Genomic DNA, 22,690 nt, shown 5'->3' on the forward strand with positions numbered 1-22,690 from the left:
TATGGCAGATTTTGATGTGGCAGCTATTGGCTATGATGAGGAATTTACCAAAACCAGCATTGGTATTGCTCAAAGACAGCAAGTCTGGACTTATGTGTACGAGCTAATAGCACAAAGAGCAGATGATATGCCCTTGAGGGTTTTGGAATTGAATTGTGGGACAGGGGAAGATGCTCGCTTTTTTGCTTCAAAAGGGTGTCAAGTTGTGGCTACTGATGTTTCAGAAAAGATGCTAGAAGTAGCGCAGTTCAAGAATAGTCAAACAGCTATCTCGTTCGAGGTTCTAGACTTAAATGAGATTCAAAACCTTCAGAGCGAGCCTTTTGATCTGATATTTTCCAATTTTGGAGGTCTGAACTGTATTGCACCAGAAGCAATGGAGAAACTTGGAGTTGAGTTACCCAGGTTATTTAACCCTAAAGGCCATTTTATTGCAGTAGTAATGCCTTCTTTCTGCTTATGGGAGTCAGTATACTATTTGGCTAAGCTGAGTTTGTTCACTGCCTTTAGACGCAGGAAAAAATATGTGATTGCAAATGTCTCTGGACAGCAAGTAAAGACCTATTACTATTCTCCACATGTGTTTGACAGGTTAATTAATCAGGGAGGTAGATTTTTTCGGGAGAAATTGAAGCCGATAGGGTTGTCTGTACCACCTTCATATTTAGAAAATTACTTTCAAAAATATCCTAAAATACTCCAAAACCTTTCTGACGTTGATAATAGAATGGCTAAATATGGTTGGCAAGCATTTGTTTCTGATCATTACCTCATTCAATATGTGCTAAAATGAAAGTATTTCTTACACATGGCTACTTCCTACACGAGGATGAGAAGGAACAACAAATCATGCGACCTTACCCTCCATTAGGTTTGTTGTATATATCAGCATACCTCAAGCAAGCAGGGGTGGATACATTCATTTTCGATAGTACGTTCTCAAATCGTTCCAATTTAAAGAAAGAGCTTAATAATTTTCAACCAGATATTCTGGCATTATACACCAACTTGATGACCAAGGTTACTATTCTTGAATTGATTAAGGAGGTTAAAATTACTTGTCCGGACATTAAAATAATTCTAGGTGGTCCCGATGTTACCTATAATGTGGAAGATTATCTGAAGCACGGAGCGGATGTTTTAGTTATAGGTGAGGGTGAGCAAACCATGTTGGAGCTCACAGATGCAGTTGATAAAGGGCTAGATCTTAATGAAGTTGATGGATTAGCTTTCTTACAGGGTGGGAATGTTATAAAAACAAAGGCAAGACAAAAGCTCAAAGAGCTAAATGAGTTGCCAATACCAGATCGCCATTCCATCGATATTGCAAAGTATCTCGATGTATGGAAAAAACACCATGGGCAAAGCGCCTTAAATGTAAGTACTCAAAGGGGCTGTCCTTACACTTGTAAGTGGTGTAGTACTGCAGTCTATGGACAGAGTTATCGTAGAAGGTCACCACGAAAGGTGGTTGATGAGATTGTAATTCTTCAGAATACTTATAACCCAGATACGATTTGGTTTGTCGATGATGTGTTTACGGTAAGCCATAAATGGCTTGTAGAGTTTGTAGAGGAATTGGAGCGACGAGAAATTAAACTAAAGTTTGAATGTATCAGTCGTGCAGATAGAATGAATGAGGAAGTTATTTCATTGTTAAAGCGTGCAGGCTGTTTCAGGGTATGGATTGGTGCTGAAAGTGGGTCTCAAAGAATAATTGATGCAATGGATCGAAGAGTGTCTGTGAATCAGGTACGTCAAATGATCCAGGAAACTAGAAAGGCTGGAATAGAAGCGGGGACCTTTATCATGTTGGGTTATCCTGGAGAAACAGAAGAGGATATTAAAGAAACTTTGCGCCATTTAAAGGAATCAAACCCGGATCATTTTACCATTACTAAGGCCTATCCTATAAAAGGAACTGCACTATATGAAGAGATTTCATCCATACAGTCTGCAGAGCCAAATTGGGCGACATCAACAGATAGAGATAGAGATTTTAAAAGAACCTATTCTTCTAAATACTATGACTATGCATTAAAGTGGGTGGTGAGTGAAGTGAATTATGAAAAACAAAATGGTTTTTTCAATAAGCGAAAATTTAAGCTTAAAGTAAATTCATTCATAGGTCAATTAGGTATGAAGGTATATAAAGACTGAGTCAAATTTTTGTTCAATTGGGTTGAAATGTTGATTTTTTTTAGTGTAAACGCACCTCTTCTTGATCTTCTGTCAGTTAGATAATATATGTCTTCATTATTGATGATCATTGGTTTTTTCTTTAAGGAAGGATCAAAGGTTATTTGATTATTGTCCAGATAAATTTGGTTGTTCCGAATCGAACATCGTGAAGTGTCATTTGCAAATACTTTGATGTTTGTTTCAATTTGTAAGCTTCCACCAGCAGTAATCACGTTATAGAATAATTGATCGTTTCTAACTCCAAAATCATGTACAATGAAATGCTCCCTTTTGGATAATACATATTCTGAGTGGTCAATTAATTCATTGTCCAAGTTTTTGTAGTTGATGAGTAGTATAAAAGCTATGCCAGTTAACATATACCTATAGTCCAGCTTAGGAAGTATCAGTGCAAGAAACATTATAGAGCCTGCAACAGTAAACCATAACCTTACATATTGAAAAATAATTGGCATGTTTACAAAAAGAGGGTAAGGAACATTTGCTATGGAAAATACTAGTATAGCAAAAATTATAGTCTTCTTTATGCTCGGACTTTCTGTTTGATATACGATTAATGGGATACACCACATAATTTGCGCATAACTAGCTGTCCTAGATTGCCATAAAAAACCCGTAACAATCCAAATAGCTAATAATTTGAAAAGATGGGTGCGGTTAATAACACTTGCATATACAGCAACTCCGATAATCACACCTTTAATTAAGAGTTTTAAAGTTCTGTAGAGTATGGGTGATTCAAATAATACATTCGGATTATAATATGGGTCATATATGAATAGCGATTTACACAATACATCAAAAGACTGAGCTCGAAAATCGAAATCGATAGAACTTTCATTTGCAGAGGCATTTGGAAGTACATCAGTCAGCCAGCTTTCCCAAAACCCAAATCCACCAAGCATTATTGAAATTGTGAGGAGTAGGAATGCAGATATTGATGTCCATACCAATGAGCTCCACTTCTTGTTTGCAATTAAAGCAGGAACATAAAGGATTGGGAATACCTTAATAAACCCAGCTAATACAAATAGTCCTGGGCCAATTCGAGGGTTTTTCTTATCTATTAAAAGAAATCCTAAAGCAATCAGTGAGAATACTAATAAATAGGATTGTCCAAATAATAAATTATTTTTAATGGGTATTATGAAAATCAAAGGGATAATTCCAATTAACCAGCCATTTACGGAAAGCTGTTTAAACATTAAATAACTAGCTAACAATAGAATAGCTATACTCAGTAGATTGAATATTGCTTTCGATAAATAGGCATTTTCAATTAGTGCAAAAGGGTAGAAGAATGTGGATGTGAACGGACTGTTTAGGTAAAAATCAATAAAGACTTCCGGGTATCCTTTATTCCATGCATATGTATTGAAATCATAGATGTCAAAGACGACTTTCTCGGGTTGAATGCCATCAATCAGAAGTGTTGAAGGAAAATAGCTATTCGAATAATCATGTAGTGGAAAATTTAAGGACTTCAAGTAAAATAGGCCACAAATTAATATCAGTGGGATGAAGACTAATTTTCTTTTAAATCGATTGAGTGAGTCTAGATAATTACTTTTGTTCATATCGCCTATGCTTTATCAGCCTTGTTTTGTGTAAAAGATGCTGAGCAGAGACCAAAAGAACACCAAGGCCGTATTTAATACTGCGAAGAGCGCTTATTGATGAGGCATCCTTAAAATATCTTGTAGGGCAAGTGACTTCAGATATTTTATAACCAGCCATGATAATTTGAGATAGCATTTGGTTGTCAAAAATGAAATCATCTGAGTTTTCATCAAGATTAACCTGTTTCAAAACAGATACCTCAAATGCTCTATATCCAGTGTGGTATTCGGATAGTTTAGCACCAGTAGCAAGGTTTTGAATGAATGTCAATGCACGATTTGATATGTATTTATAAACAGGCATACCTCCTTTTAATGCTCCATTTCCTAAAATTCGAGAGCCCAACACTACTTGGTAAAGATTGCTGTTGATAATCTGAATCATCGCAGGAAGTAATTTAGGAGTATATTGATAATCCGGGTGGAGCATGATGATGATATCAGCACCTAATTCAATAGCCTTCTTATAACATGACTTTTGGTTGCCTCCATAGCCTTTGTTATTTAAGTGTTGGATGATGTGTGAAATTTTGAGCATATTAGCTATTTCCACCGTATCATCAGTACTGCCATCATCTACTAAAATTATTTCAGAAACCCAGTCTATTGGAATTTCTTCTACTGTCTTGCGAAGTGTACTTGAGGCATTGTAAGCGGGGAGTACTACGATTACCTTTTTCTGACTCTGATTCAAAAAATATATAGTTAGATTCGGTAACTAAGATAATTAGGTTAATCCATTATATTTCAATTTTGAATAAAACGGCCAAATGACCGCACGCTATTGCCTGAATGAAAAATCTAGGTAAGAAATTAAGACTAAGAATTAGTACGGCTGCACTTTACGGTGGAAGTCAAACTGTAAGTACAGTTGTTTCACTGTATACGACATACTTGGTTTTTCAAATCAAACCATCTTTATGGGGAGAGTATGTTGAAGTTTTGATCGTTGTGCAGTTGCTTAATTTGGTAACAGGCTGGGGAAATAGGGATTACTTGCTTAGAAGCTTTAGTGAAAGTCCAAAAGAAATGGTAAAGTGCTGGAATGTCAATATTTCTAATAGGTTACTGATTTTAATTTCCTCGATTTTTTTATTAGTGGTTTGGCCATTCAGTTTGTCATTGAAACTTTTGGTTGCCTTTTGGGTTATAGCTCACTTCATATCAAATTCGTTTCAGGTTTTGATTCTCTATGAAAAGAATTTTAAGTATGCATTTTTTGTAGAATGCATAGCTAGCAGTGTTTTACCAATATTAGTTCTAATAAGAGGATTAGACATAAATCTTCAAACCCTGTTGGTCGGAACAATGCTCGCCGAATTCATTAAAGCTTCGGCCTATGTGGTTCGTTATAACAAGACCTTACAATTTAGTTACTGGAAGTATGATAGAAGCGAATTGATTAGGTCTTCATCGTTTGTAATCCCGTCAATTATTGGAATAATTCAAAAAAAAATCGATACCTATTTGGTAGCCATTTTTTTGAGTGACCAAACGCTAGCTGTTTATCACTTGTTTCTTAGAGTTCTGGATTTTGGGACCAATATGATCAGTTTTACTATGAATCCTTACTTAAAGAATTTTTATAGATTGAAAATAGAATCTATTAATGTTTTGCAGAGGAATTTTGTACTTGCAACAATCATTTTTGGGTTCGTCTATCTATCAATAGTTCGCCTAATTATTGAGTTTTATTATCAGTTTACCCTCCCTGGTCTTTACTACCTTTTAGGTGTTATTATAATTATTTCTTTTAGTGCTTATATGATATCTATAAGTAAGCTATATCGATTTCATAAACAAAAAGCCGTTGCAATTATTCCACTGATTATCCTGTTAGTACAAGTTCCTTTAGGTTATTTATTCGTCTTGGAGTACGATTTGTCAGGAGCCATTTGGACAAATGTGCTCGGCCAGATACTAGCAGTGATGTGCTTTCTTTCTTTAGATTACAAAACACAGCATTCAAATGACTGATAAGGATCATCAACCTTTGATATCTGTAATAATTCCTACCTACAACCGTGAGCGATATATACTCGAAGCTGTCAATAGTGTGTTGTCCCAGACTTATGGCAACATTGAGTTAATTGTCGTTGATGATGGATCTACTGATCAGACTAAAGAATTGATTGGAAGTGTAAGAGATCCTAGGCTTGACTATTATAGAATTGATCACATTGGCCATATTTCATCAGTTAGGAATATCGGCTTGGAAAGATGTGGAGGTGAATATATTGCTTTTTTGGATTCTGATGATGTATGGAAGCGTGACAAGTTGGCGAAACAACTAAATTACCTAAACCAAACCGAGGCAAATGCTGTCATCAGTAGTTATGATATTCTTGATTCAGACGAAACGATAGAGACGAAACTGATTAATCCAGAATCAAATCAAAATGGGTCTCAATACATCCTTCAAAATTTATTGATGAATACTATCTCCATTTACATTTCCACCGCATTGATCCATTGCTCCGTTTTAAAGGACGTAAAAGGATTTAGTACTACTACAAGCATCTCAGAAGTTGATTTTATTGGCCGAATACTGGTTCATCATAAAACGGTTGTATATCTAGATTCTTTGGTTACGATAAGGAAGCATCAGGCAAATATTAGTAGTCAAACCACAATTCTGAATCTATTCAAGGAGAAATTTAAAATGATTGATGATCTTCATGATAACGGCCACATTGATAGATCTACATATAATCAGTCTATCATAAATCACATTTACAGTTGTTTGATGCAAGGTAAGCATGAGTTAAAAATGGCTGAAAAATTCAGCCTCTTTGTTGACTGTCATAAAATTAGACCAATGTCTTTGAAGCATTTTTTTATGCTAACAAGGAGTTTGATTTGATTAGATGATTAGAATAGCACATCAAGAATTCTTATATTGTTGTGAGCGAATATTTTAGAAAGAATGTTGAAAAAAGTAGTTCATCTCTGGCGAAAGCATTCTAAGAGAAAACATCAGAAGAGATTCTATTCTCAGTTCATTAATAATGGCGATTTGTGTTTTGATATTGGGGCGAATGTAGGTGCCAAAAGTGATGTTTTTCTGAGTCTTGGAGCCAAGGTTATTGCTGCAGAGCCGCAGCGCTCATGTGTGGCTTACCTGAACAAGAAGTTTGCTTCAAATTCTAATATTCAGATTCTTCCTGTTGCAATAGGTAGTAAAGAGACAATGGCTGATATTCACATTGCAAATGTTTCGCAAATCTCGACTTTTTCTGAAGACTTTATCAAAGCATATTCTGAGGGTTCTCCATTTACCTGGGAGAGTACAGAGGAAGTTCAGATGACAAGGCTTGATTCACTTATTGAACAGTATGGTATGCCGAAATTTTGTAAAATCGATGTGGAAGGCTTTGAACTGGAGGTGTTCAAAGGTCTTTCTTATAAAATCCCGATTGTTTCATTTGAATACAATTATAAGCTCAAATCAGTCGTGCTAGAGTCTATTGATAGGATTGAGGAGTCCATGGAAGGCATTTACAATTTGGTTCTGTATGAAAATGATTATTTTGAACTATTTAATTGGGCTGAAGCTGGTAAGATGAAACATTTTATTCGAGATTTAGACGTCAAGTCATTGACTGGAGATGTGTATGTGAAACCGAGAAGTAATGGGTGATAAGGTTCTTCTTTTTAATCCCTTTGCAGCCAAAAATGGCTATAGGATACCTAACTCCATTCTACAAGTGGCAGCATCAATCGATGGACTATTTGAGTTTGTTATTGTGGATGGAAATCGAGAAAACGATCCATGGAATGTTATTGACGGCTATTTGTCAGGAGGAGAGTTTAGGTTTTTTGGATGTACCGTAATGCCAGGGCCTCAACTCAAGCAGGCGATTCCATATAGTAAAAAAATTCGTACGGAATATCCAGATATTGTTATCATCTGGGGTGGATACTTTGCTTCGAATCAATATAAAACTGCCTTAGACTCTGGATTTGTCGATTTTATCATCAATGGACAAGGAGATCACGCGTTCCCGGCTTTGCTTAAGAACTTATCTAACGATGAGAGGGATTTGAAGTCTATCCATAACCTGATGTATAAGGAAGGTTCCGAAATTGTCATTACACATAAGGAATTCATTTCAGATCAGGACAACTTGCCGAGACTTCCGTATGAAAAACTAGATTCATTTTATCCCTTATCGGGATATCTCAAAAAGACCTTTTTGGGTAAACGTACAGCTGCTTATCATGCAAGTTTTGGTTGTCCTTTCACCTGTTCGTTTTGCGCTGTTGTACCTATTTACAATGCAAGGTGGAGAGGTAAGTCTGCTCAGACTGTATATGAAGATGTACTGTACTTAATCAAGGAGCATGGTGCTGATGCTGTGGAATTTCATGACAATAATTTCTTTGTCAATGAAAAGATGGTGGTAGAGTTTTCTAAGTTGATCAAACCACACAATATAGAATGGTGGGGTGAAGGACGGATTGATACTATCAATAAATATTCAGATGACTCGCTGCAACTAATGCGGGAGTCTGGTTGCAAAATGATCTTCTTTGGAGCAGAGACAGGTAATGATGAAATCCTGAAAAAAATGGACAAAGGTGGTACTCAAACCTCACAGCAAATCAAAGATTTTGCAGCCCGAATGAAGAGGTTTGACATCATTCCAGAGTATAGTTTTGTGCTTGGTATTCCGCTGGATACGGAGCAAGAAGTCAATGCCCAAATTGATTCGGACATAGCATTTATTAAAGAAATTAAGGAAATAAATCCGAATACAGAGGTAATCATTTATCTCTACAGTCCTGTGCCAACAGAGGGCTCTGAACTCTATGAAAAGGTTAAAGAAGCTGGATTTGCATTTCCTGAAAAGCTGGAAGATTGGCTCAATCCTGATTGGGAGAATTTTGACTTGAGGCGCAACCCACTAACTCCTTGGCTAAAACCATATATGGTGGATAAAATCCAGGGATTCGAAACGGTTCTTAATGCTCGATTTCCAACGGTATCAGACCTTAGAATAACGAATGATCAAAGAAAGATTATGAAACAACTTTCTTCCTTCCGATACAAAAACAACCTTTATAGGAGACCATATGAACTCAAAGTTCTGCAGAAAGTGTGGTTGAAATATAGGAGGCCAGAAATTGAAGGTTTTGAAATGGAAGTGTCGTGATTAAAAGAGTGATGAAGCTGCTTCAGCCTGTGTTGAGTCGCATCTATCAGGTTTACTCAAGAATGAATCCGTTTTATAGCTACGAAGGTATTCGATTAAAAATATTGAATGGAGTATTTCATCCGGGACTTTTTTTTAGTACTCATGTTTTTTTAGAATATCTAAAGACTAGGCAATTGTCGGAGTTGAAAATTCTGGAATTAGGGGCTGGATCTGGATTGATCTCTTTCTATTGCTCAAGAGAGGGGGCACAGGTTACAGCTTCAGATATCAATCAAGCAGCCATTGCAGGGTTGAGGCTGAATGCTGAAAGGAATAAGCTTGAGATTAATGTTGTTCATTCTGACCTTTTCGAAAACATCGCTATTAGTGATTTTGATATGATACTGATTAATCCTCCTTACTATCCTAAAGAGCCAAATAATGATTCTGAAGCTGCTTGGTTTTGTGGTGCAAATTTTGAATATTTTGACAATTTATTCGGTCAACTTGGAAATGTTTCTTCTTTGCCAGAAATATTAATGATACTCTCGGAAGACTGTGATCTCACTAAAATAAAATCAATTGCTTTAAACAGTGGTTTTGCCAATCAGCAGATTTATTCTGAAAGTAAGTGGGGAGAGGAAAACTATATTTTTCAATTTTTCAGGGTGGCTTAATTTAATTGAAAAAGTTGGGTTCATAGGACGAGTATTCTCTGGCTTCATCCGGTACCCTCAAAACTTCTTTAAGGAGAACGTTATCTACATCACTACGCTTGAATACTCCCATATGGCCTGATTCGGTCTGAGAATATGTTGGCAGGCCTTGAACCAACTCATTAACTTCAGATTCAGTCATTGACCATTCTTCCATCAATCGATCAATTGTTGGCTCCATAAAATCGATATAAAGAAATTCAGCAAATGAATGATTCTGTTTGCTTTCAAAATCAATATGTGAATGGAGAGTTTTTCTGTAATCCGATAACATGCCCATCTGCTCATTAATTATTTGAGAGAATTCATCCTTTGTTAAAGTGCTTTCAGTATTCAAAACAGGGTCAGCAGAAAAGAAAGGCTGTACTACTGTTTCATGACACCATAAACACTTGGCCGGTTTCCCTGCATTGGTCAATGAGCTATTTGCCGCTGTTTTCAGTCGTCCGTCAAGGTCATATAAGGCGAATCTAAATTGTCCATTGTCCATAATTTCGACTGTTTCATATTCTTCAACTTTAAAACTCCCCTCAGCAATTGATCCCATTCCTTCCGAACACAAATAAGCAATTTGATTAGGATTATTGTAATGGGCGATTTCAATTATTCGGTCGACCTTCGAAATAGAAGAGTTGATCACGAAAACTTCTTGATCAAATTGATGTTTTGATCTAAACTCAGTTAGTGATTTTGCAACTCCGGTAATTTCATAATAGTGATGTGAGCTATTTAGAGTGAGTACGATGAATCTTCCAATATCTATGTATTCATTTTGAATATAACTTTCGCATGTCTTAATTTCTTTGATAATTGTCTTCATTGATGCTAAGGCATTGTCAGTGAAGCCAAGTTTGGTTAAATCAACTGAAATTTTGTTATTACCCACATAATGTATTCCGATTGAATCTTTTGGTAGTGTTGCACCTAAAAATGATAATGACCACTTTAGTCCTTCAATTACTTCAGAATCACTCATTTCAAAAGAGTTGCTGAAACTTCTTAATGTGATCTTTTCATAGTCTTGAGGTGATATATCGTCAGAGTTTATTTGCTCAGAGCATGCATAGATGACAAGCATTGCATTTAGAAAAATGAAGACCCTGAGTAACCAGAAACGATTTATGGAGGTTGAACTCATACCAGTAATATAATGCATTCTGTAATCAGTAACTAGCCTCAATAAACACTCACCAATCCCAGCAACTCTTTCTTGGTTAAGCTTTTGAAGAATCCATCATTATTGCCGATCATTTGGCTGGTGAGTTCTTTTTTGTTTTGCTGTAGCTCCATGATCTTCTCTTCTAAAGTATCTGGACAGATTAGCCTGATAGCTGTGATGTTTTTTTCCTGACCAATGCGATGTAGTCTGTCAATGGCTTGATTTTCTACTGCCGGGTTCCACCATGGATCCACCAGATAGACATAGTCAGCTTCTACCAGGTTAAGCCCTGTTCCACCAGCTTTCAAGCTGATCAAAGCAACTCGTACATCATCATTGTTTCTGAACTCATTTACAATCGCCTCACGGTTGGAGCTTTTACCTGTGAGAATGATGTGATTTACATTCATGGAGGCAAGCTCTGCTTGTATCAGCTCCAGCATGCTTACAAACTGTGAGAAGATGACCATTTTGTGGTGTGGCGCATTCAGCTCTATTTGCTCTTTGAGGACTTCTATTTTTGAAGACGTTTTTTGTCCTACCACTTCATCACTCTTAAGAAGCTTGGTGGAGTTACAGATCTGACGAAGTTTTGTTAACCCTCGCAGCACGTGCATGGTAGCGTCTTTGAGTTGTTCGGCTTCCGTAGCTGAGACAAACTCCCTGAATTCCTTTTCATAAACAAGATAGGTGTCACGTTGCTCTTTGTCCATCGGGCAGTAGAGGACAGTCTCTGTTTTGAGAGGTAGCTCTCGGGCTACCTGATCTTTGGTCCTTCGAAGTAAGAATGGTTTGATCTTGTTTTGAAGGTCTTTGGCTCTGCGTTGATCTTTGAATTGATCGATAGGAACAGAGTATAACTCTTTGAAGTGTTGCTTAGTAGAAAATAGTCCAGGACATGCAAAAGAAAACTGGCTATACAAGTCAAATGTGTTGTTTTCGATCGGTGTACCTGTAATAACTACACGGTTTCTGGCTTGCAGCATTTTCACAGCTTTGAAGCGTTGTGAATTTGGATTCTTAATCCTCTGGGACTCATCCAGAAATACATAATTGAATTCAAAGTTCTTCAGATAATTGATATCGGTTAGGAGAGTACCATAAGTGGTGATGATCACTTCAAAGTTATCCAACCCTTTGATCTCTCGCATACGATCAGATCCATGAAGTGTATGAACACTTAGTGATGGAGCGAATTTCTTGAGTTCTGCCTGCCAGTTGAAGATGAGTGTTGTGGGTACAACCAGTAAGTTGGTGTTTCGCTCTACTTTCTCATTCTGCAGGAGCATAAAGGCAATGATCTGAATGGATTTGCCGAGTCCCATATCATCTGCTAAGCAGCCACCAAAGTTGAAATCATCTAGGAAGTTGAGCCACTTCAATCCGTCCAGCTGATAAGGTCTCAGTGTGCCATTCAAGGCTTCTGGTTGCTTTACTTCGCTAATCTCAGTGAAGTTCTTGACTTTGTTTTGGAAGGTTCGAATCTCATCAATTACCTGTTCATCTAATTCTTCTTGCTCAAACATCTCTTCCACATCTGAGATATGAATTTTTGGTATTGTGATTAGATCTTCCTCGGAGATATCACCTGCTGTAAAGAAATCTTCAAACCGGTCCAACCACTCTTTTGGCATGATGCCCAATGAGCCATCGTCGAGTTGAATGTATTTGCTCTTGTTTTTGACAGCAACCTGTACCTTTTTGAGACCCACTTTCTTCTTGCCAAACTTCATTTTCACTTCAGCATTGAACCAGTTCAATCCACTGTGAACTTTGATGTCAATCTTCGGCTTGTGTGGGTTGAATTTGTGACCTTCCAGCTCGTTGAATCCGAATACTCGTATATCATGTTTTTCCCATTCTTCAAAAACAGGCAAAAACCAGTTTTCGTCGAGAAACTTGCGCTTGTGTAAGTAGAAGTGATCAAGGGGGTTTTCTAACTGCTCATTGAAGTCCGGATGTTGCTTGACTAATAAAGCCAATAAATCACTTTCAGCATCATTGTTTCGGTCCACTAGAAATTCATGACCTTGTTCGTCTCTGCCATAAATCTGTCTGTTAGTTCTTACGGAGATTTCCACATCACTGTATCGCATCACTGGAATGATCATAACATGACTTCCATGATCGGTTAAGTAGATTAGTTGTTCTTTATCTTCCAGGTATTCACTAAGCGCCAGCTGTTTTGGAGAGGCTTTTTTAATGAAACTATAATCGATGCGTATCTGGCTGTCGATCTTATTCAGAAACTGAGATTTAAACTCTTCATATCCAGAAGCTGAGACCACCATTTGCCCACCTTTTTCCTTCAGTATTTTGATCGTGTTAATAACGGCAATGGAAGGGAGTAAATACCAGATCTTGTGTATTTCTATAAAGCACTGATGCCTGGTGGTAAGCTCAGAAATGGAGTGGTTTTGGCCATTGAGGTCTACTACACCTTTGATGTCATATGTGTCTTTAAACTGATTCACTTCCAGTCGGAAATTATCATAAAGCTGTTTTAATTCAACTGGTTTCAGTGAAGAAGCACTTAGCTTGGTTTTATCCTGAGTGTAGTAGAAAGAGTGGTGTAGATCGTTTTTGACCAAAACTTTGAGCGCTTCAATGTCCAGGTTATTTAGCTGGTCCTGCGTCTTTTGCAGTCTGGCCACTGCCATTAGAAATTTCAACGTGTTGGTGTCACCATATTCCCAGATTTTGTCTTCTACTTTCAGCGCTTCAATCGGGTTTTTGAGTTTGCCGTTCTTAGCCAATTCTACTGTGCACAATTCCACCTGTAGCGCCTGATAATATTTATGCGGTTTTAGTACCACTATGTTAGCCTGATCTGGCTCTTTAAAGGACGGGGAGCTATCTTTCAATACGGAATTGCTTAGTGATGCTAAATGCTTTCCGGTGATTGGTATTAAGGAGGTGTTTTTAGGAGTAGCAGAGACGTCATTATGATCATAATGAATGTCAAAGTGTTCATCTAAATCATCTTCATTTTCCAACCCATAGTCATAGGCTTGCTTTTTGAGGTAGTTTTGTCTCATTTTCAAATCAAAGAACAGCATCAGGTTGGAGTCTTTGATGAGGGCTAACAAGATGGCTGTTTGATGACTACAGAGTCCTTTCGCTTCCAACCCACAATCGCAGATCAAAAGTGTTTCTCCCATTTGCTGTTGAATGGAGACAGCATGGTGCATGTGATCTCCAGTGACCAGTACAACGAGCTGGTCTATCTCTGCCGCCTGAACTTCTACATTAAGGCTGGTCATATCACCAATCATGTGTTGGTAGATATGTTGATGGCTTATTGCGGAAACAGTAGTTTCCAGCGTGAAACGATGAAGCTTTTGGGTATTGATAGTGGCTGAAATTTTAAGAGGTTAAAGATAGAAAGAGAAATCGTTCGAGGAACAAAAATTCCTGCTATTGGGTTTGCTCTTTTAAATTCTATCATAGATTTGCCGAATTGATGAAAAGACTGGGTGTCATATTGATCCTTGTGTATGTGCTGGTGAGTACATTTTCGCTTTCTCTGCAGGAGATTTATAAAAACTACTTCTGTACGGATACGAAAGAGTATTTGACCATTGCAGGTCGTCAAATTACTGTCTGTGGTAAGACGTGTGACTTTGAAGTACAGGATTCAGACTCAGATGAAGGTAGTCACTATGTTTACAATTTTGATGCTCCATCATTGTATTTTGAACTGTATGAAATTCAATGCAATAAACATCAATTGGTAACTGGCGCCGTGGGCACATACATCAATCTCTACCAATCCACATACAGTCCTTCCAACTGGCAGCCACCTCGGAGCTAATGTTTTCTTCCTAAACTAACCGTGAAACTCTTCACGGCATTAATTATTCAAATTATTAATTAACACAAGTTAATCATTGGGATCATTATATCTAATGAATTCCACTGATCGCTTATGTCTTAAATCTTAGATGAAAACATTAAAATCAACAATCGCTCTTTTAGCGATGGCAGTACTATTTATTTCATGTGGAGAAGAAACAGAAGACCCACAAACAAAACTTGGAAGTTCAGTAGCTATAGAATTCGATAATTTCGTTGGTACATCTCAGGTCAATCTAGAAAGCGAAGCTTCTACCAGTTATGCTTACAACACTACGGGTGGACAAGAATTTAACCTGACACGTGTACAGTATTATGTAAGCAAAATCATCTTGACGGGTGAAAACGGAGAAATTTTTGAAGATGAGTTGCAGGTAAGTGCCAATGCAGACGAAATCAAAGGCTATTACTTCATTCATGAGTCCGACAATGCTAGTAAATTGATAGAGTTGACAAACGTTCCTAAGGGGACTTACACTCAGATTACATTCAATCTGGGCATTGATGAAGAAGGCGTGCAGGAAGGTGCAGCAGGAGGTATTCTTGATCCTGCAAATGGAGCTCCTTTTTGGAATTGGAACGCCGGTTACATTGGTATGACCATAGAAGGGCAGACCAGCGTGATCGATGAGAGTGAGTTCGCCATTCACATAGGTGGTTGGAAGGATATTATTCCTGAGGATGGAACAACTCAGAAGTTTTATAACAATGTGAAAACAATTACTTTGAATCTGGATGTGAATATGCAAGTGAACAGTACGCTAGAGCCTGAAATTCACATCGTTACTGATATTCAGAAGATCTTGGGAGATGTTGATTTTACTGCTACTCCTCAAGTTCATTCGCCTGCAGTAGGTAGATTGTTTGCTGATAATCTGGAATCTGCATTTGTTGTAGACCATGTACATCAGTAAGAAGAGAATACAGCTCCCTGTTTGGGGGCTGTTGCTTTTTGTGTTTGGCTGTCAGGATTCGGAAATGCAAATTGATGATACCTATGTGTTTTATCAGCCAGCACATTTTCCAGAGGCTACATATACTCTGGAGAATAACCCAGTGACAGAGAAGGGGTTTCTATTGGGTGAAAAACTGTTCAATGACCCTATACTGTCCAGAGATGGAAGCGTGGCTTGTAGTAACTGTCATCAGCAGGGTACAGCTTTCGCTGATTCACAACAGCATCCATTGAGCAAGGGAGTAGAAGATCGTGAAGGGATAAGAAACGCACCTTCCTTAGCCAATTTGGCTTTTCTTCCAGAGTTTTTCTGGGATGGAGGGGTGACTCATCTGGATTTTGTTCCGCTTAATGCCATAGAGACTGAATTTGAAATGGATGAAACCATTGAAAATGTGATAGTCAAGCTCAATAAAAGTGAAACTTATCGTGCCTTGTTCAAAGATGTATTTGATATGGATGAAGTCACTTCTCCCTATATGCTTCATGCGCTATCACAGTTTATGGTCATGATGATTTCGGACAACTCCAGATATGATCAGTATCTGCAAGGTGAAGAGGTGCTGAGTAGTGAAGAATTGGCTGGAATGGAGTTGTTTGAGTCAAAATGTGAGGGCTGTCACGCAGGAGTGTTGCAATCTGATTTTAGTTATCGAAACAATGGTCTGGATGCTATGCCATTGGATTCTGGAAGAAACCGAATTACTGAAAATAGTCAGGATTGGGGGAAGTTCCGTGTGCCGAGTTTGCGTAATGTGGAGCTAACATCTCCTTATATGCATGATGGACGGTTTGAAACACTAGAAGAGGTGTTGAAACACTATAATTCTGGTGTTCAAATTTACGAAACATTAGATCCATCATTAAAGAGTGGAATCAGTATCTCCGATGACGAGCGAGCTAAAATCATTTCATTTCTAAAGACTTTGACCGATCGTGATTTTACCCGCGATCCTAAATTCTTCATTCATTAAATCTTCCTATGAAGCGTATATATATATTCTTAATTTCTATTACAGTCTTCTCACTGTCATCCAATGCATGTGATGTGTGTGGTTGTCGATTGGGAGGCCTATCATACGGCATTTTGCCGCAGCACTTCCAGCATCTGGTAGGTGTGAAGTATAGCTATGCAAGTTTTCATGCAAAGATGATTCACGATAGCGAATACTTCGGTGACGAATATTCAGATGACTCTTACCAGCGTATTGATATCATTGGCCGGGTGAGCTTGCTTCCCAGATTGAAGCTCAATGCGCAGTTGCCGTATTTGATTAATGAGATGGATGGTTCTCACCAAAAGGTGTCTACCAGTGGTGTTGGTGATCCTGTGGCGATGCTCTATTTCACTGCTTTCAATACTGGAACAGAAATGTCCAATTGGAAAAATTCACTTTTGATAGGAGGAGGAGTGAAATTGCCATTCGGGGAATATGAAAAATTGGATGATGGTTTGATTATCAACCGAAACTTTCAAATGGGCTCAGGAAGTGTGGATTATTTGCTTTCGGCCAATTACACAGTCAGCTTCAATGATTGGGGAGTCAATGCTGAGGCGTCTTATAAAATGAACGGAACAAATGATCAGGATTATCGATTTGGTAATCAGTTTAACGCTAGTAGTTATCTGTTTCGATATCTGGAAAGTCCTGTGATTGGTTTTTTGCCTTATGCAGGAGGATATTATGAGTTCTCAGAGCATCATTATGAAGGTAAAGTGGAGCAGATCAATACCGGTGGTACAGCCTTATTTGCTACTGTTGGTGCTCAGGTTTATTGGCAGCAGTTGAGCTTGAATGTGGAATTTCAGGCTTCGTTGCATCAGTCTTACAACTCTGATGAAGTTGCCACTATTCAGACTAATGGGAGGTTTTCTGTGGGGGTGATCTGGAGTATTCAGTCAAAAAAGGAAGAATAACTCATGCACTTTTTCTTAACTCTTGCCGATAAGCCATAGGACTGACTCCACGATGTTTTCTGAAGAATTTGTTGAGGTGGCTTTCATCGGTGAATCCCAGACTATTGGCGATTTCACCGATCCGCAAGTCGGAATGTTTTAGTCGGTGTTCTATGAGTTTTTGGCGGTAGTTATTGATATAATCCTGAAGGTTTTCCTGGGTGTGCTTTTTGAAAAAGCGCCCTAGGTACCTTTCGGAAATACCGAAAACTTCACCGATTACTTTGGCTCTAATTTTCTCTGGAGAGTAAATGTTTTTATGGATATACTGCAAAATATCTATGGCTTTACTATCGGTATGTTCTCCGATTGTCTCTGGTAAGTATTTGGCAATATTTCTGGTGACTACCACAATCAATGTATTGACCAGTTGCTCCACTAGCTGTTGATTGTAAAGATCCTTGTTGGCACGTTCTCGAATAATCGCTTCCACAATTGGTCGCACCAGTTTTTTATCTGGGAGGTTTCTTAAAATACAGCCTGGTTTATGGCTGACATTTTGCAGAATGTATTCCAGGTGTATCATGTTTTGACCTGATAAACCACTTTCCTTGAGGTAGATGTCATTGAATCTTAGGAAGAAGAATGTTGTGGGAGTTTTGATATTGAAAGAATGGCAATCCTCTGGGGTCAATAGAAACATGTGATTTGCCCGATAACTAAACTGACTTTTGTTGATGCACTGCGTACCGGTTCCATCGAGTACGTATACCAACTCAAAGAACGTGTGACGATGTTCTAACTTTGGACATTGATCTAATGTAACATGACTGATTTCAAATGGCTGATATAAGTGCTCTTTTGTCATTTCTTGCATTTGTGTCCAAAAGTACAGATTTATAGAAAGTATTTACTGGTAAAGTTGTGTTTAGTCAGTATAATTTTGCCTTTCAGTTTGTTAATTAGATCTATAAGAATATGAAAGCATTTATATTAAGTGACCCAGGAGCAGCCGATATGTTACAGTTATCGGATGTTGAGAAACCAATGATCCAACCTGATCAAGTACTCGTTCAGATCAAAGCGATTAGTATCAATCCTGTTGATGCGAAAAGCCGTGCTGGAAAAGGAGTTTATGGACGTTTGAAAGAAATTAAGCCATTGATTCTTGGATGGGACATTTCGGGAATTGTCTCTGAAGTAGGGACGGAAGTGACTGATTTCAAGGTCGGAGATGAAGTTTTCGGGATGGTTAATTTTCCAGGTCATGGTCGGGCCTACGCCGAATATGTAGCTGCACCTGCAAGTCATTTAGCTTTAAAACCTGATAATATTTCACATGAAGAAGCTGCAGCTGCTACTCTTGCTGCATTGACAGCTTATCAGGGACTGGTTCAACAAGCCAAGGTACAGGCAGGACAAAAGGTGTTGATTCATGCAGCCGCTGGTGGAGTTGGACACTTTGCTGTACAAATAGCTAAACACCTAGGAGCTCATGTGACAGGTACTTCTTCTGCTGCCAATAAGGATTTGGTTTTGAAACTAGGAGCGGATGCTCACATCGATTACCGATCAGTCAAGTTTGAGGAGGTAGTGAATGATCTGGATTTTGTTTTAGAAACGATAGGAGGTGATCAGATAGATCGTTCACTCGAAGTTGTAAAAAAGGGTGGGACTATGATCAGTATTCCATCAGGTCTGAGCGAACAAATAACTGAAAAAGCCAAAGCAAAAGATATTAATGGGTTTTTCTTTTTGGTGCAGTCTAGCGGTGAAGATATGAAAATAATTGCTGAGTGGCTAGAGAAGGGAATTCTCAAGGCTCATTTGTCTAAGACTTATTCGTTTGAGCAAATGTTCGAGGCACATAAGCATGTAGAAACCGGTAGAACAGTAGGGAAGGTAGTGGTTGTTTTGTGATACCAATCCCAAAGAGGAATTGTGAACTAACTCAAATTTTAAATGAAAGAAATTTTAGTAGTAAAAGCCCCTCCCTGCCGAAGAGAGGGGTTTGGGGAGTTTGATTAAAGTCTTATTCATTACAGAAGTAACTTTTTAAGCGATATGATTGACTTTGAATAATCATACTCACATTGATGATTGATCAACTTGATGTCTTGCTGTATAGCTTATGATAAAACACATGGGAAACGATCAGCAATGCCAAGGCAATGATTGGAGCGATGGATCCGCCTAAAGTATCTCCATTAGATAAATGAGCGATGAAAGCAGAAATAAAAGTGATTCCGAACCCTGCGAAAGTCCACTCTCTAACTTTTTGAGGCACTGCTGGGATCAGTAAGATAACTGCTCCAATAAACTTCGCAATGCCTAATTCAACTCGGAAGAAATCTTTAAATCCCATTTTGGCAAATCCTTCAGATATTTCTGGATTGGTAAAATATGCATACGCACTGAACAACATCATTGCTGCTAGTAGACCAGTTGCTGCCCAGTAAATAATTTTCTTAGTCATAATCGTTTGTAATAGTTATTTCTGTGCAAACTTATTTCTAGTTGCTATACTTTCGTAAGTACTATACTGGAGTATAGTGCTATACTTTGGTATAGGATGGGTTCATACGCTAATTTTACAGTTATGACAGAGAAAGTACAACATGACCGTGTTACCTGTAGCAAAATGATGCTTCCAGTTCAGGATGCATTGGAAATACTCAGTGGCAAGTGGAAAATCCCCATTATTATCGCATTAACGCATGGTGTTAAGCGGTTTTCGGATCTATCTAAGGAGATTCCCAAGATCACTGACAGGATGTTGTCAAAGGAGCTACGTGATTTGGAAATGAATCAATTAGTCAAGCGAACGGTTTATGATACGTTCCCCGTCACGGTAGAGTATACGATGACAGAGTATGGGCAGACGCTTCATGAAGTAATAGAGGCTCTGGCCAAATGGGGATACAATCATCGTAAACGAATCATGCAGGACTAGAGCTTAATCATACAAATAGTTATAGTCAGAGTCTGATCGTTTTGTTTGATGAGGCTTAATTGGAGCAAGTAAAAACTGATATGGAAATAGGAATAAGCACATTTGTGGAGAATACTCCCAATCCAGAGACTGGAAGAATATATACACCTTACGAACGACTCCAAAACATGATGGAGGAAATCAAACTTGCCGATGAAGTAGGGCTAGACGTATACGCCATTGGTGAACATCATCGCCCAGATTTTGTAGTTTCTTCACCGGCTGTAGTACTGGGTGCCGCTGCTGCTGTCACTAAAAATGTAAAGCTCTCTAGTGCCGTTACAGTGTTAAGTTCTGACGATCCAGTTAGGGTTTTTCAGCAGTTTGCTCATGTCGATTTGTTGTCGTCTGGAAGAGCAGAGATCATGGCAGGTCGTGGGTCTTTCATCGAATCGTTTCCTTTATTTGGTAATGATTTGGATGATTACAATGAGCTCTTTTCAGAAAAACTCGATTTACTCATTGAGTTAAATAAACACGAGCGAATCACATGGAAAGGCAAACACAGACCCTCTATAGATAATCGTGGAGTATACCCGCGACCATTCCAGAATGAACTTCCTATTTGGATAGCTGTGGGCGGGACTCCACAGTCAGTGGTGCGCGCTGCAACTAAAGGTTTGCCACTGGCCCTTGCCATCATTGGTGGAATGCCAGCCAGGTTCAAAGAATTTACAGATTTATATAGACGTGCATATGTTGAAGCAGGTCATGATCCTGCGAATATTCAGATTGCAGTGCATTCTCATGGGTTTATTGCTGAGACTTCACAAAAAGCTGCTGATGAATTTTATGGTCCGTATTCATGGGTGATGAAACAGCTCGGTCGAGAACGAGGATGGCCGCCTCTTACGAAGGAACAATACGAAGGAATGCAGTCCATTCATGGTTCTTTAGTTTTGGGGAGTCCACAACAGGTGATAGACAAGATACTCATGCAGCAGGAGTTGATGGGCCTTACTCGCTATCTGATGCACCTAAGTGTGGGTACCATGCCACATGAACAATTGATGAAAGCCATAGAGTTACTCGGTACTGAGGTCGCTCCAGCGATTAGAAAAGCTTTAGCTAAATGAGTGAAGAGCAGGTAATCATTGTTGATGAGCAGAATGAGCAAGTTGAGATTGTTCCAAGATCGATTATGCGAAGAGATGTCTTACTACATCGAGCCACGTACATCATTGTAACCAATTCACAGAAGCAATTCCTTTTTCAAAAACGCTCTTTAGAAAAAGACGTCTATCCAGGCTATTTCGATCCTACAACAGGTGGAGTGGTAAAAGCAGGAGAGAGCTATGAAGAGAATGCTATTAGGGAACTAGAGGAGGAAATTGGCGTGAAAGGAGAGGAGTTGAGTCCGCTCTGGGATTTTCGAATTAATCAGGATCAATGCAATGTTTGGGGAAGAGCCTTTTGGGTAACATACGATGGCCCAATCAAATTGGTGGATGGAGAAGTTTCCGAGTATCTATTCCTTGATAGATCCGAAATAGATGCTTTCTTTGCGTCGCACGACGTTATGCTGGATGGCCAATACGTCATCAACCGATTTTTAAGCAATGAGTAAGAAATTATACATCGCCTCACCTTTTGGATTTTCAGAGGCAGGTCGCTACTACATGTACGAGACAGTTATCCCGGAGATAGCACATCTTGGTTTTGAGATTTTAGATCCCTGGAAACTTACACCCGAAGAGCTGATCTCCGAAGTTACGGCTATGTCTTATGGTGCTGAAAAAAGAGATAAATGGCGCGAAATCAATACAATCATAGGAGCTAACAATTCGAAAGCGATACGAGAAAGTGATGGACTGTTCGCCATATTGGATGGTGTAGATGTAGATAGTGGTACAGCGTCTGAAATTGGTTATGCAGCCGCATTGGGTAAACCAATTGTTGGATACAGGGGAGATTTTAGACTTTCAGCTGATAATGAAGGAGGCACGGTGAACATCCAGGTGCAATACTTTATCGAAATGCATGGTGGAAAGCTGATTCAGGAACTGTCTAATTTGCCGGAGGCATTGAAGAGTGTTTTTGGTTGACACTAGTGTCCAGTTGTCGGTAATCAGTGATTAGAGTGTAGAACAATTTCTCCACATTGAACACAATCTTGACCCTCATAGATCGATTTTCCCTGTAGGGACATAATGATGA

Annotated in this window: 22 protein-coding genes; 16 read left to right on the forward strand and 6 right to left on the reverse strand. The window is 38.6% G+C overall.

The features are described 5' to 3' along the window. Window position 1: 1 nt before the first annotated feature. Together NXS00_RS23110 and NXS00_RS23115 are read left to right on the forward strand one after the other, a co-directional pair. Complete coding sequence (locus NXS00_RS23110) at window positions 2–793, forward strand: class I SAM-dependent methyltransferase (RefSeq protein ID WP_258101658.1); 792 nt, start codon at window positions 2–4, stop codon at window positions 791–793. Beyond that, entirely contained in the window at window positions 790–2,160 is a 1,371-nt protein-coding gene (locus NXS00_RS23115; RefSeq protein ID WP_258101659.1) for a B12-binding domain-containing radical SAM protein, read from the forward strand. The genes NXS00_RS23110 and NXS00_RS23115 overlap by 4 nt, the downstream gene beginning before the upstream one ends. Here the strand turns inward: NXS00_RS23115 and NXS00_RS23120 are convergent. Together NXS00_RS23120 and NXS00_RS23125 are read right to left on the reverse strand one after the other, a co-directional pair. Beyond that, window positions 2,130–3,779: a glycosyltransferase family 87 protein gene (locus NXS00_RS23120; RefSeq protein WP_258101660.1), complete on the reverse strand. Its 1,650-nt coding sequence runs from the start codon at window positions 3,777–3,779 to the stop codon at window positions 2,130–2,132. The genes NXS00_RS23115 and NXS00_RS23120 overlap by 31 nt on opposite strands. Next, window positions 3,766–4,515: a glycosyltransferase family 2 protein gene (locus NXS00_RS23125; RefSeq protein WP_258101661.1), complete on the reverse strand. Its 750-nt coding sequence runs from the start codon at window positions 4,513–4,515 to the stop codon at window positions 3,766–3,768. Before NXS00_RS23125 ends, NXS00_RS23120 begins: the two co-directional genes overlap by 14 nt. Before the next feature lie 98 nt (window positions 4,516–4,613). Here NXS00_RS23125 and NXS00_RS23130 point away from each other — a divergent pair, with 98 nt between their 5' ends. From NXS00_RS23130 to NXS00_RS23150, 5 genes are all read left to right on the forward strand, one after another. After that, window positions 4,614–5,798: an MATE family efflux transporter gene (locus NXS00_RS23130; RefSeq protein WP_258101662.1), complete on the forward strand. Its 1,185-nt coding sequence runs from the start codon at window positions 4,614–4,616 to the stop codon at window positions 5,796–5,798. Then, complete coding sequence (locus NXS00_RS23135; protein WP_258101663.1) at window positions 5,791–6,684, forward strand: glycosyltransferase family 2 protein; 894 nt, start codon at window positions 5,791–5,793, stop codon at window positions 6,682–6,684. The genes NXS00_RS23130 and NXS00_RS23135 overlap by 8 nt, the downstream gene beginning before the upstream one ends. Before the next feature lie 63 nt (window positions 6,685–6,747). Then, window positions 6,748–7,461, forward strand: a complete 714-nt coding sequence (locus tag NXS00_RS23140; RefSeq protein WP_258101664.1) for an FkbM family methyltransferase — start codon at window positions 6,748–6,750, stop codon at window positions 7,459–7,461. Between the two features lie 67 nt (window positions 7,462–7,528). Further along, on the forward strand, window positions 7,529–8,977 hold the full coding sequence (locus tag NXS00_RS23145) for a B12-binding domain-containing radical SAM protein (protein WP_258101665.1): 1,449 nt from the start codon (window positions 7,529–7,531) through the stop codon (window positions 8,975–8,977). Window positions 8,978–9,039: 62 nt separating this feature from the next. After that, the gene (locus NXS00_RS23150; protein WP_258101666.1) at window positions 9,040–9,636 is read left to right on the forward strand and encodes a methyltransferase; all 597 of its coding nucleotides are present in this window, start codon (window positions 9,040–9,042) and stop codon (window positions 9,634–9,636) included. 1 nt (window position 9,637) lies between these two features. Here NXS00_RS23150 and NXS00_RS23155 read toward each other — a convergent pair whose 3' ends face one another. After that, window positions 9,638–10,753: a hypothetical protein gene (locus NXS00_RS23155; RefSeq protein ID WP_258101667.1), complete on the reverse strand. Its 1,116-nt coding sequence runs from the start codon at window positions 10,751–10,753 to the stop codon at window positions 9,638–9,640. A 98-nt stretch (window positions 10,754–10,851) separates the two neighbouring features. Next, window positions 10,852–14,097 (reverse strand): DEAD/DEAH box helicase, encoded by a 3,246-nt coding sequence (locus NXS00_RS23160; protein WP_258101668.1) that lies wholly within the window; start codon window positions 14,095–14,097, stop codon window positions 10,852–10,854. Window positions 14,098–14,297: 200 nt separating this feature from the next. On the opposite strand from NXS00_RS23160, the gene NXS00_RS23165 reads away from it, so the two are divergent. The 4 genes from NXS00_RS23165 to NXS00_RS23180 all read left to right on the forward strand — a co-directional run bounded on the left by NXS00_RS23165 (window position 14,298) and on the right by NXS00_RS23180 (window position 17,562). After that, entirely contained in the window at window positions 14,298–14,648 is a 351-nt protein-coding gene (locus NXS00_RS23165; protein WP_258101669.1) for a hypothetical protein, read from the forward strand. Between the two features lie 130 nt (window positions 14,649–14,778). After that, a complete protein-coding gene (locus NXS00_RS23170) occupies window positions 14,779–15,603 on the forward strand; it encodes an MbnP family protein (protein ID WP_258101670.1) in 825 nt (274 codons plus the stop codon). After that, complete coding sequence (locus NXS00_RS23175; RefSeq protein WP_258101671.1) at window positions 15,590–16,618, forward strand: cytochrome-c peroxidase; 1,029 nt, start codon at window positions 15,590–15,592, stop codon at window positions 16,616–16,618. Before NXS00_RS23170 ends, NXS00_RS23175 begins: the two co-directional genes overlap by 14 nt. Before the next feature lie 8 nt (window positions 16,619–16,626). Further along, window positions 16,627–17,562: a hypothetical protein gene (locus NXS00_RS23180; RefSeq protein ID WP_258101672.1), complete on the forward strand. Its 936-nt coding sequence runs from the start codon at window positions 16,627–16,629 to the stop codon at window positions 17,560–17,562. 1 nt (window position 17,563) lies between these two features. Here NXS00_RS23180 and NXS00_RS23185 read toward each other — a convergent pair whose 3' ends face one another. Beyond that, window positions 17,564–18,409, reverse strand: coding sequence for an AraC family transcriptional regulator (locus NXS00_RS23185; RefSeq protein ID WP_258101673.1), 846 nt, complete (start codon window positions 18,407–18,409; stop codon window positions 17,564–17,566). Between the two features lie 110 nt (window positions 18,410–18,519). Here NXS00_RS23185 and NXS00_RS23190 point away from each other — a divergent pair, with 110 nt between their 5' ends. Beyond that, entirely contained in the window at window positions 18,520–19,461 is a 942-nt protein-coding gene (locus NXS00_RS23190) for an NADP-dependent oxidoreductase (protein ID WP_258101674.1), read from the forward strand. A 184-nt stretch (window positions 19,462–19,645) separates the two neighbouring features. On the opposite strand, the gene NXS00_RS23195 is transcribed toward NXS00_RS23190, so the two are convergent. Then, window positions 19,646–20,017: a DoxX family protein gene (locus NXS00_RS23195; protein ID WP_258101675.1), complete on the reverse strand. Its 372-nt coding sequence runs from the start codon at window positions 20,015–20,017 to the stop codon at window positions 19,646–19,648. A 123-nt stretch (window positions 20,018–20,140) separates the two neighbouring features. Here NXS00_RS23195 and NXS00_RS23200 point away from each other — a divergent pair, with 123 nt between their 5' ends. The 4 genes from NXS00_RS23200 to NXS00_RS23215 all read left to right on the forward strand — a co-directional run bounded on the left by NXS00_RS23200 (window position 20,141) and on the right by NXS00_RS23215 (window position 22,578). Next, on the forward strand, window positions 20,141–20,494 hold the full coding sequence (locus tag NXS00_RS23200) for a winged helix-turn-helix transcriptional regulator (protein WP_258101676.1): 354 nt from the start codon (window positions 20,141–20,143) through the stop codon (window positions 20,492–20,494). A gap of 80 nt (window positions 20,495–20,574) precedes the next feature. Next, window positions 20,575–21,609, forward strand: a complete 1,035-nt coding sequence (locus tag NXS00_RS23205; protein ID WP_258101677.1) for an LLM class flavin-dependent oxidoreductase — start codon at window positions 20,575–20,577, stop codon at window positions 21,607–21,609. Next, window positions 21,606–22,100, forward strand: a complete 495-nt coding sequence (locus NXS00_RS23210; RefSeq protein WP_258101678.1) for an NUDIX hydrolase — start codon at window positions 21,606–21,608, stop codon at window positions 22,098–22,100. Before NXS00_RS23205 ends, NXS00_RS23210 begins: the two co-directional genes overlap by 4 nt. After that, the gene (locus NXS00_RS23215; protein WP_258101679.1) at window positions 22,093–22,578 is read left to right on the forward strand and encodes a nucleoside 2-deoxyribosyltransferase; all 486 of its coding nucleotides are present in this window, start codon (window positions 22,093–22,095) and stop codon (window positions 22,576–22,578) included. Before NXS00_RS23210 ends, NXS00_RS23215 begins: the two co-directional genes overlap by 8 nt. Window positions 22,579–22,690 lie beyond the last annotated feature (112 nt).

It is taken from the genome of Marinoscillum pacificum (assembly GCF_024714495.1).
GTDB classification, from domain to species: Bacteria; Bacteroidota; Bacteroidia; order Cytophagales; family Cyclobacteriaceae; genus Marinoscillum; species Marinoscillum pacificum.

Bases quoted from the DNA above. Each gene is read 5' to 3' on its own strand.
- NXS00_RS23155 (WP_258101667.1), bottom strand. From the start codon at position 10,753: ATGCTTGTCATCTATGCATGCTCTGAGCAAATAAACTCTGACGATATA.
- NXS00_RS23115 (WP_258101659.1), top strand. From the start codon at position 790: ATGAAAGTATTTCTTACACATGGCTACTTCCTACACGAGGATGAGAAG.
- NXS00_RS23215 (WP_258101679.1), top strand. From the start codon at position 22,093: ATGAGTAAGAAATTATACATCGCCTCACCTTTTGGATTTTCAGAGGCA.
- NXS00_RS23190 (WP_258101674.1), top strand. From the start codon at position 18,520: ATGAAAGCATTTATATTAAGTGACCCAGGAGCAGCCGATATGTTACAG.
- NXS00_RS23195 (WP_258101675.1), bottom strand. From the start codon at position 20,017: ATGACTAAGAAAATTATTTACTGGGCAGCAACTGGTCTACTAGCAGCA.
- NXS00_RS23110 (WP_258101658.1), top strand. From the start codon at position 2: ATGGCAGATTTTGATGTGGCAGCTATTGGCTATGATGAGGAATTTACC.
- NXS00_RS23140 (WP_258101664.1), top strand. From the start codon at position 6,748: ATGTTGAAAAAAGTAGTTCATCTCTGGCGAAAGCATTCTAAGAGAAAA.
- NXS00_RS23210 (WP_258101678.1), top strand. From the start codon at position 21,606: ATGAGTGAAGAGCAGGTAATCATTGTTGATGAGCAGAATGAGCAAGTT.
- NXS00_RS23160 (WP_258101668.1), bottom strand. From the start codon at position 14,097: ATGACCAGCCTTAATGTAGAAGTTCAGGCGGCAGAGATAGACCAGCTC.
- NXS00_RS23130 (WP_258101662.1), top strand. From the start codon at position 4,614: ATGAAAAATCTAGGTAAGAAATTAAGACTAAGAATTAGTACGGCTGCA.
- NXS00_RS23135 (WP_258101663.1), top strand. From the start codon at position 5,791: ATGACTGATAAGGATCATCAACCTTTGATATCTGTAATAATTCCTACC.
- NXS00_RS23165 (WP_258101669.1), top strand. From the start codon at position 14,298: ATGAAAAGACTGGGTGTCATATTGATCCTTGTGTATGTGCTGGTGAGT.
- NXS00_RS23120 (WP_258101660.1), bottom strand. From the start codon at position 3,779: ATGAACAAAAGTAATTATCTAGACTCACTCAATCGATTTAAAAGAAAA.
- NXS00_RS23175 (WP_258101671.1), top strand. From the start codon at position 15,590: ATGTACATCAGTAAGAAGAGAATACAGCTCCCTGTTTGGGGGCTGTTG.
- NXS00_RS23200 (WP_258101676.1), top strand. From the start codon at position 20,141: ATGACAGAGAAAGTACAACATGACCGTGTTACCTGTAGCAAAATGATG.
- NXS00_RS23180 (WP_258101672.1), top strand. From the start codon at position 16,627: ATGAAGCGTATATATATATTCTTAATTTCTATTACAGTCTTCTCACTG.
- NXS00_RS23170 (WP_258101670.1), top strand. From the start codon at position 14,779: ATGAAAACATTAAAATCAACAATCGCTCTTTTAGCGATGGCAGTACTA.
- NXS00_RS23185 (WP_258101673.1), bottom strand. From the start codon at position 18,409: ATGACAAAAGAGCACTTATATCAGCCATTTGAAATCAGTCATGTTACA.
- NXS00_RS23150 (WP_258101666.1), top strand. From the start codon at position 9,040: ATGAATCCGTTTTATAGCTACGAAGGTATTCGATTAAAAATATTGAAT.
- NXS00_RS23205 (WP_258101677.1), top strand. From the start codon at position 20,575: ATGGAAATAGGAATAAGCACATTTGTGGAGAATACTCCCAATCCAGAG.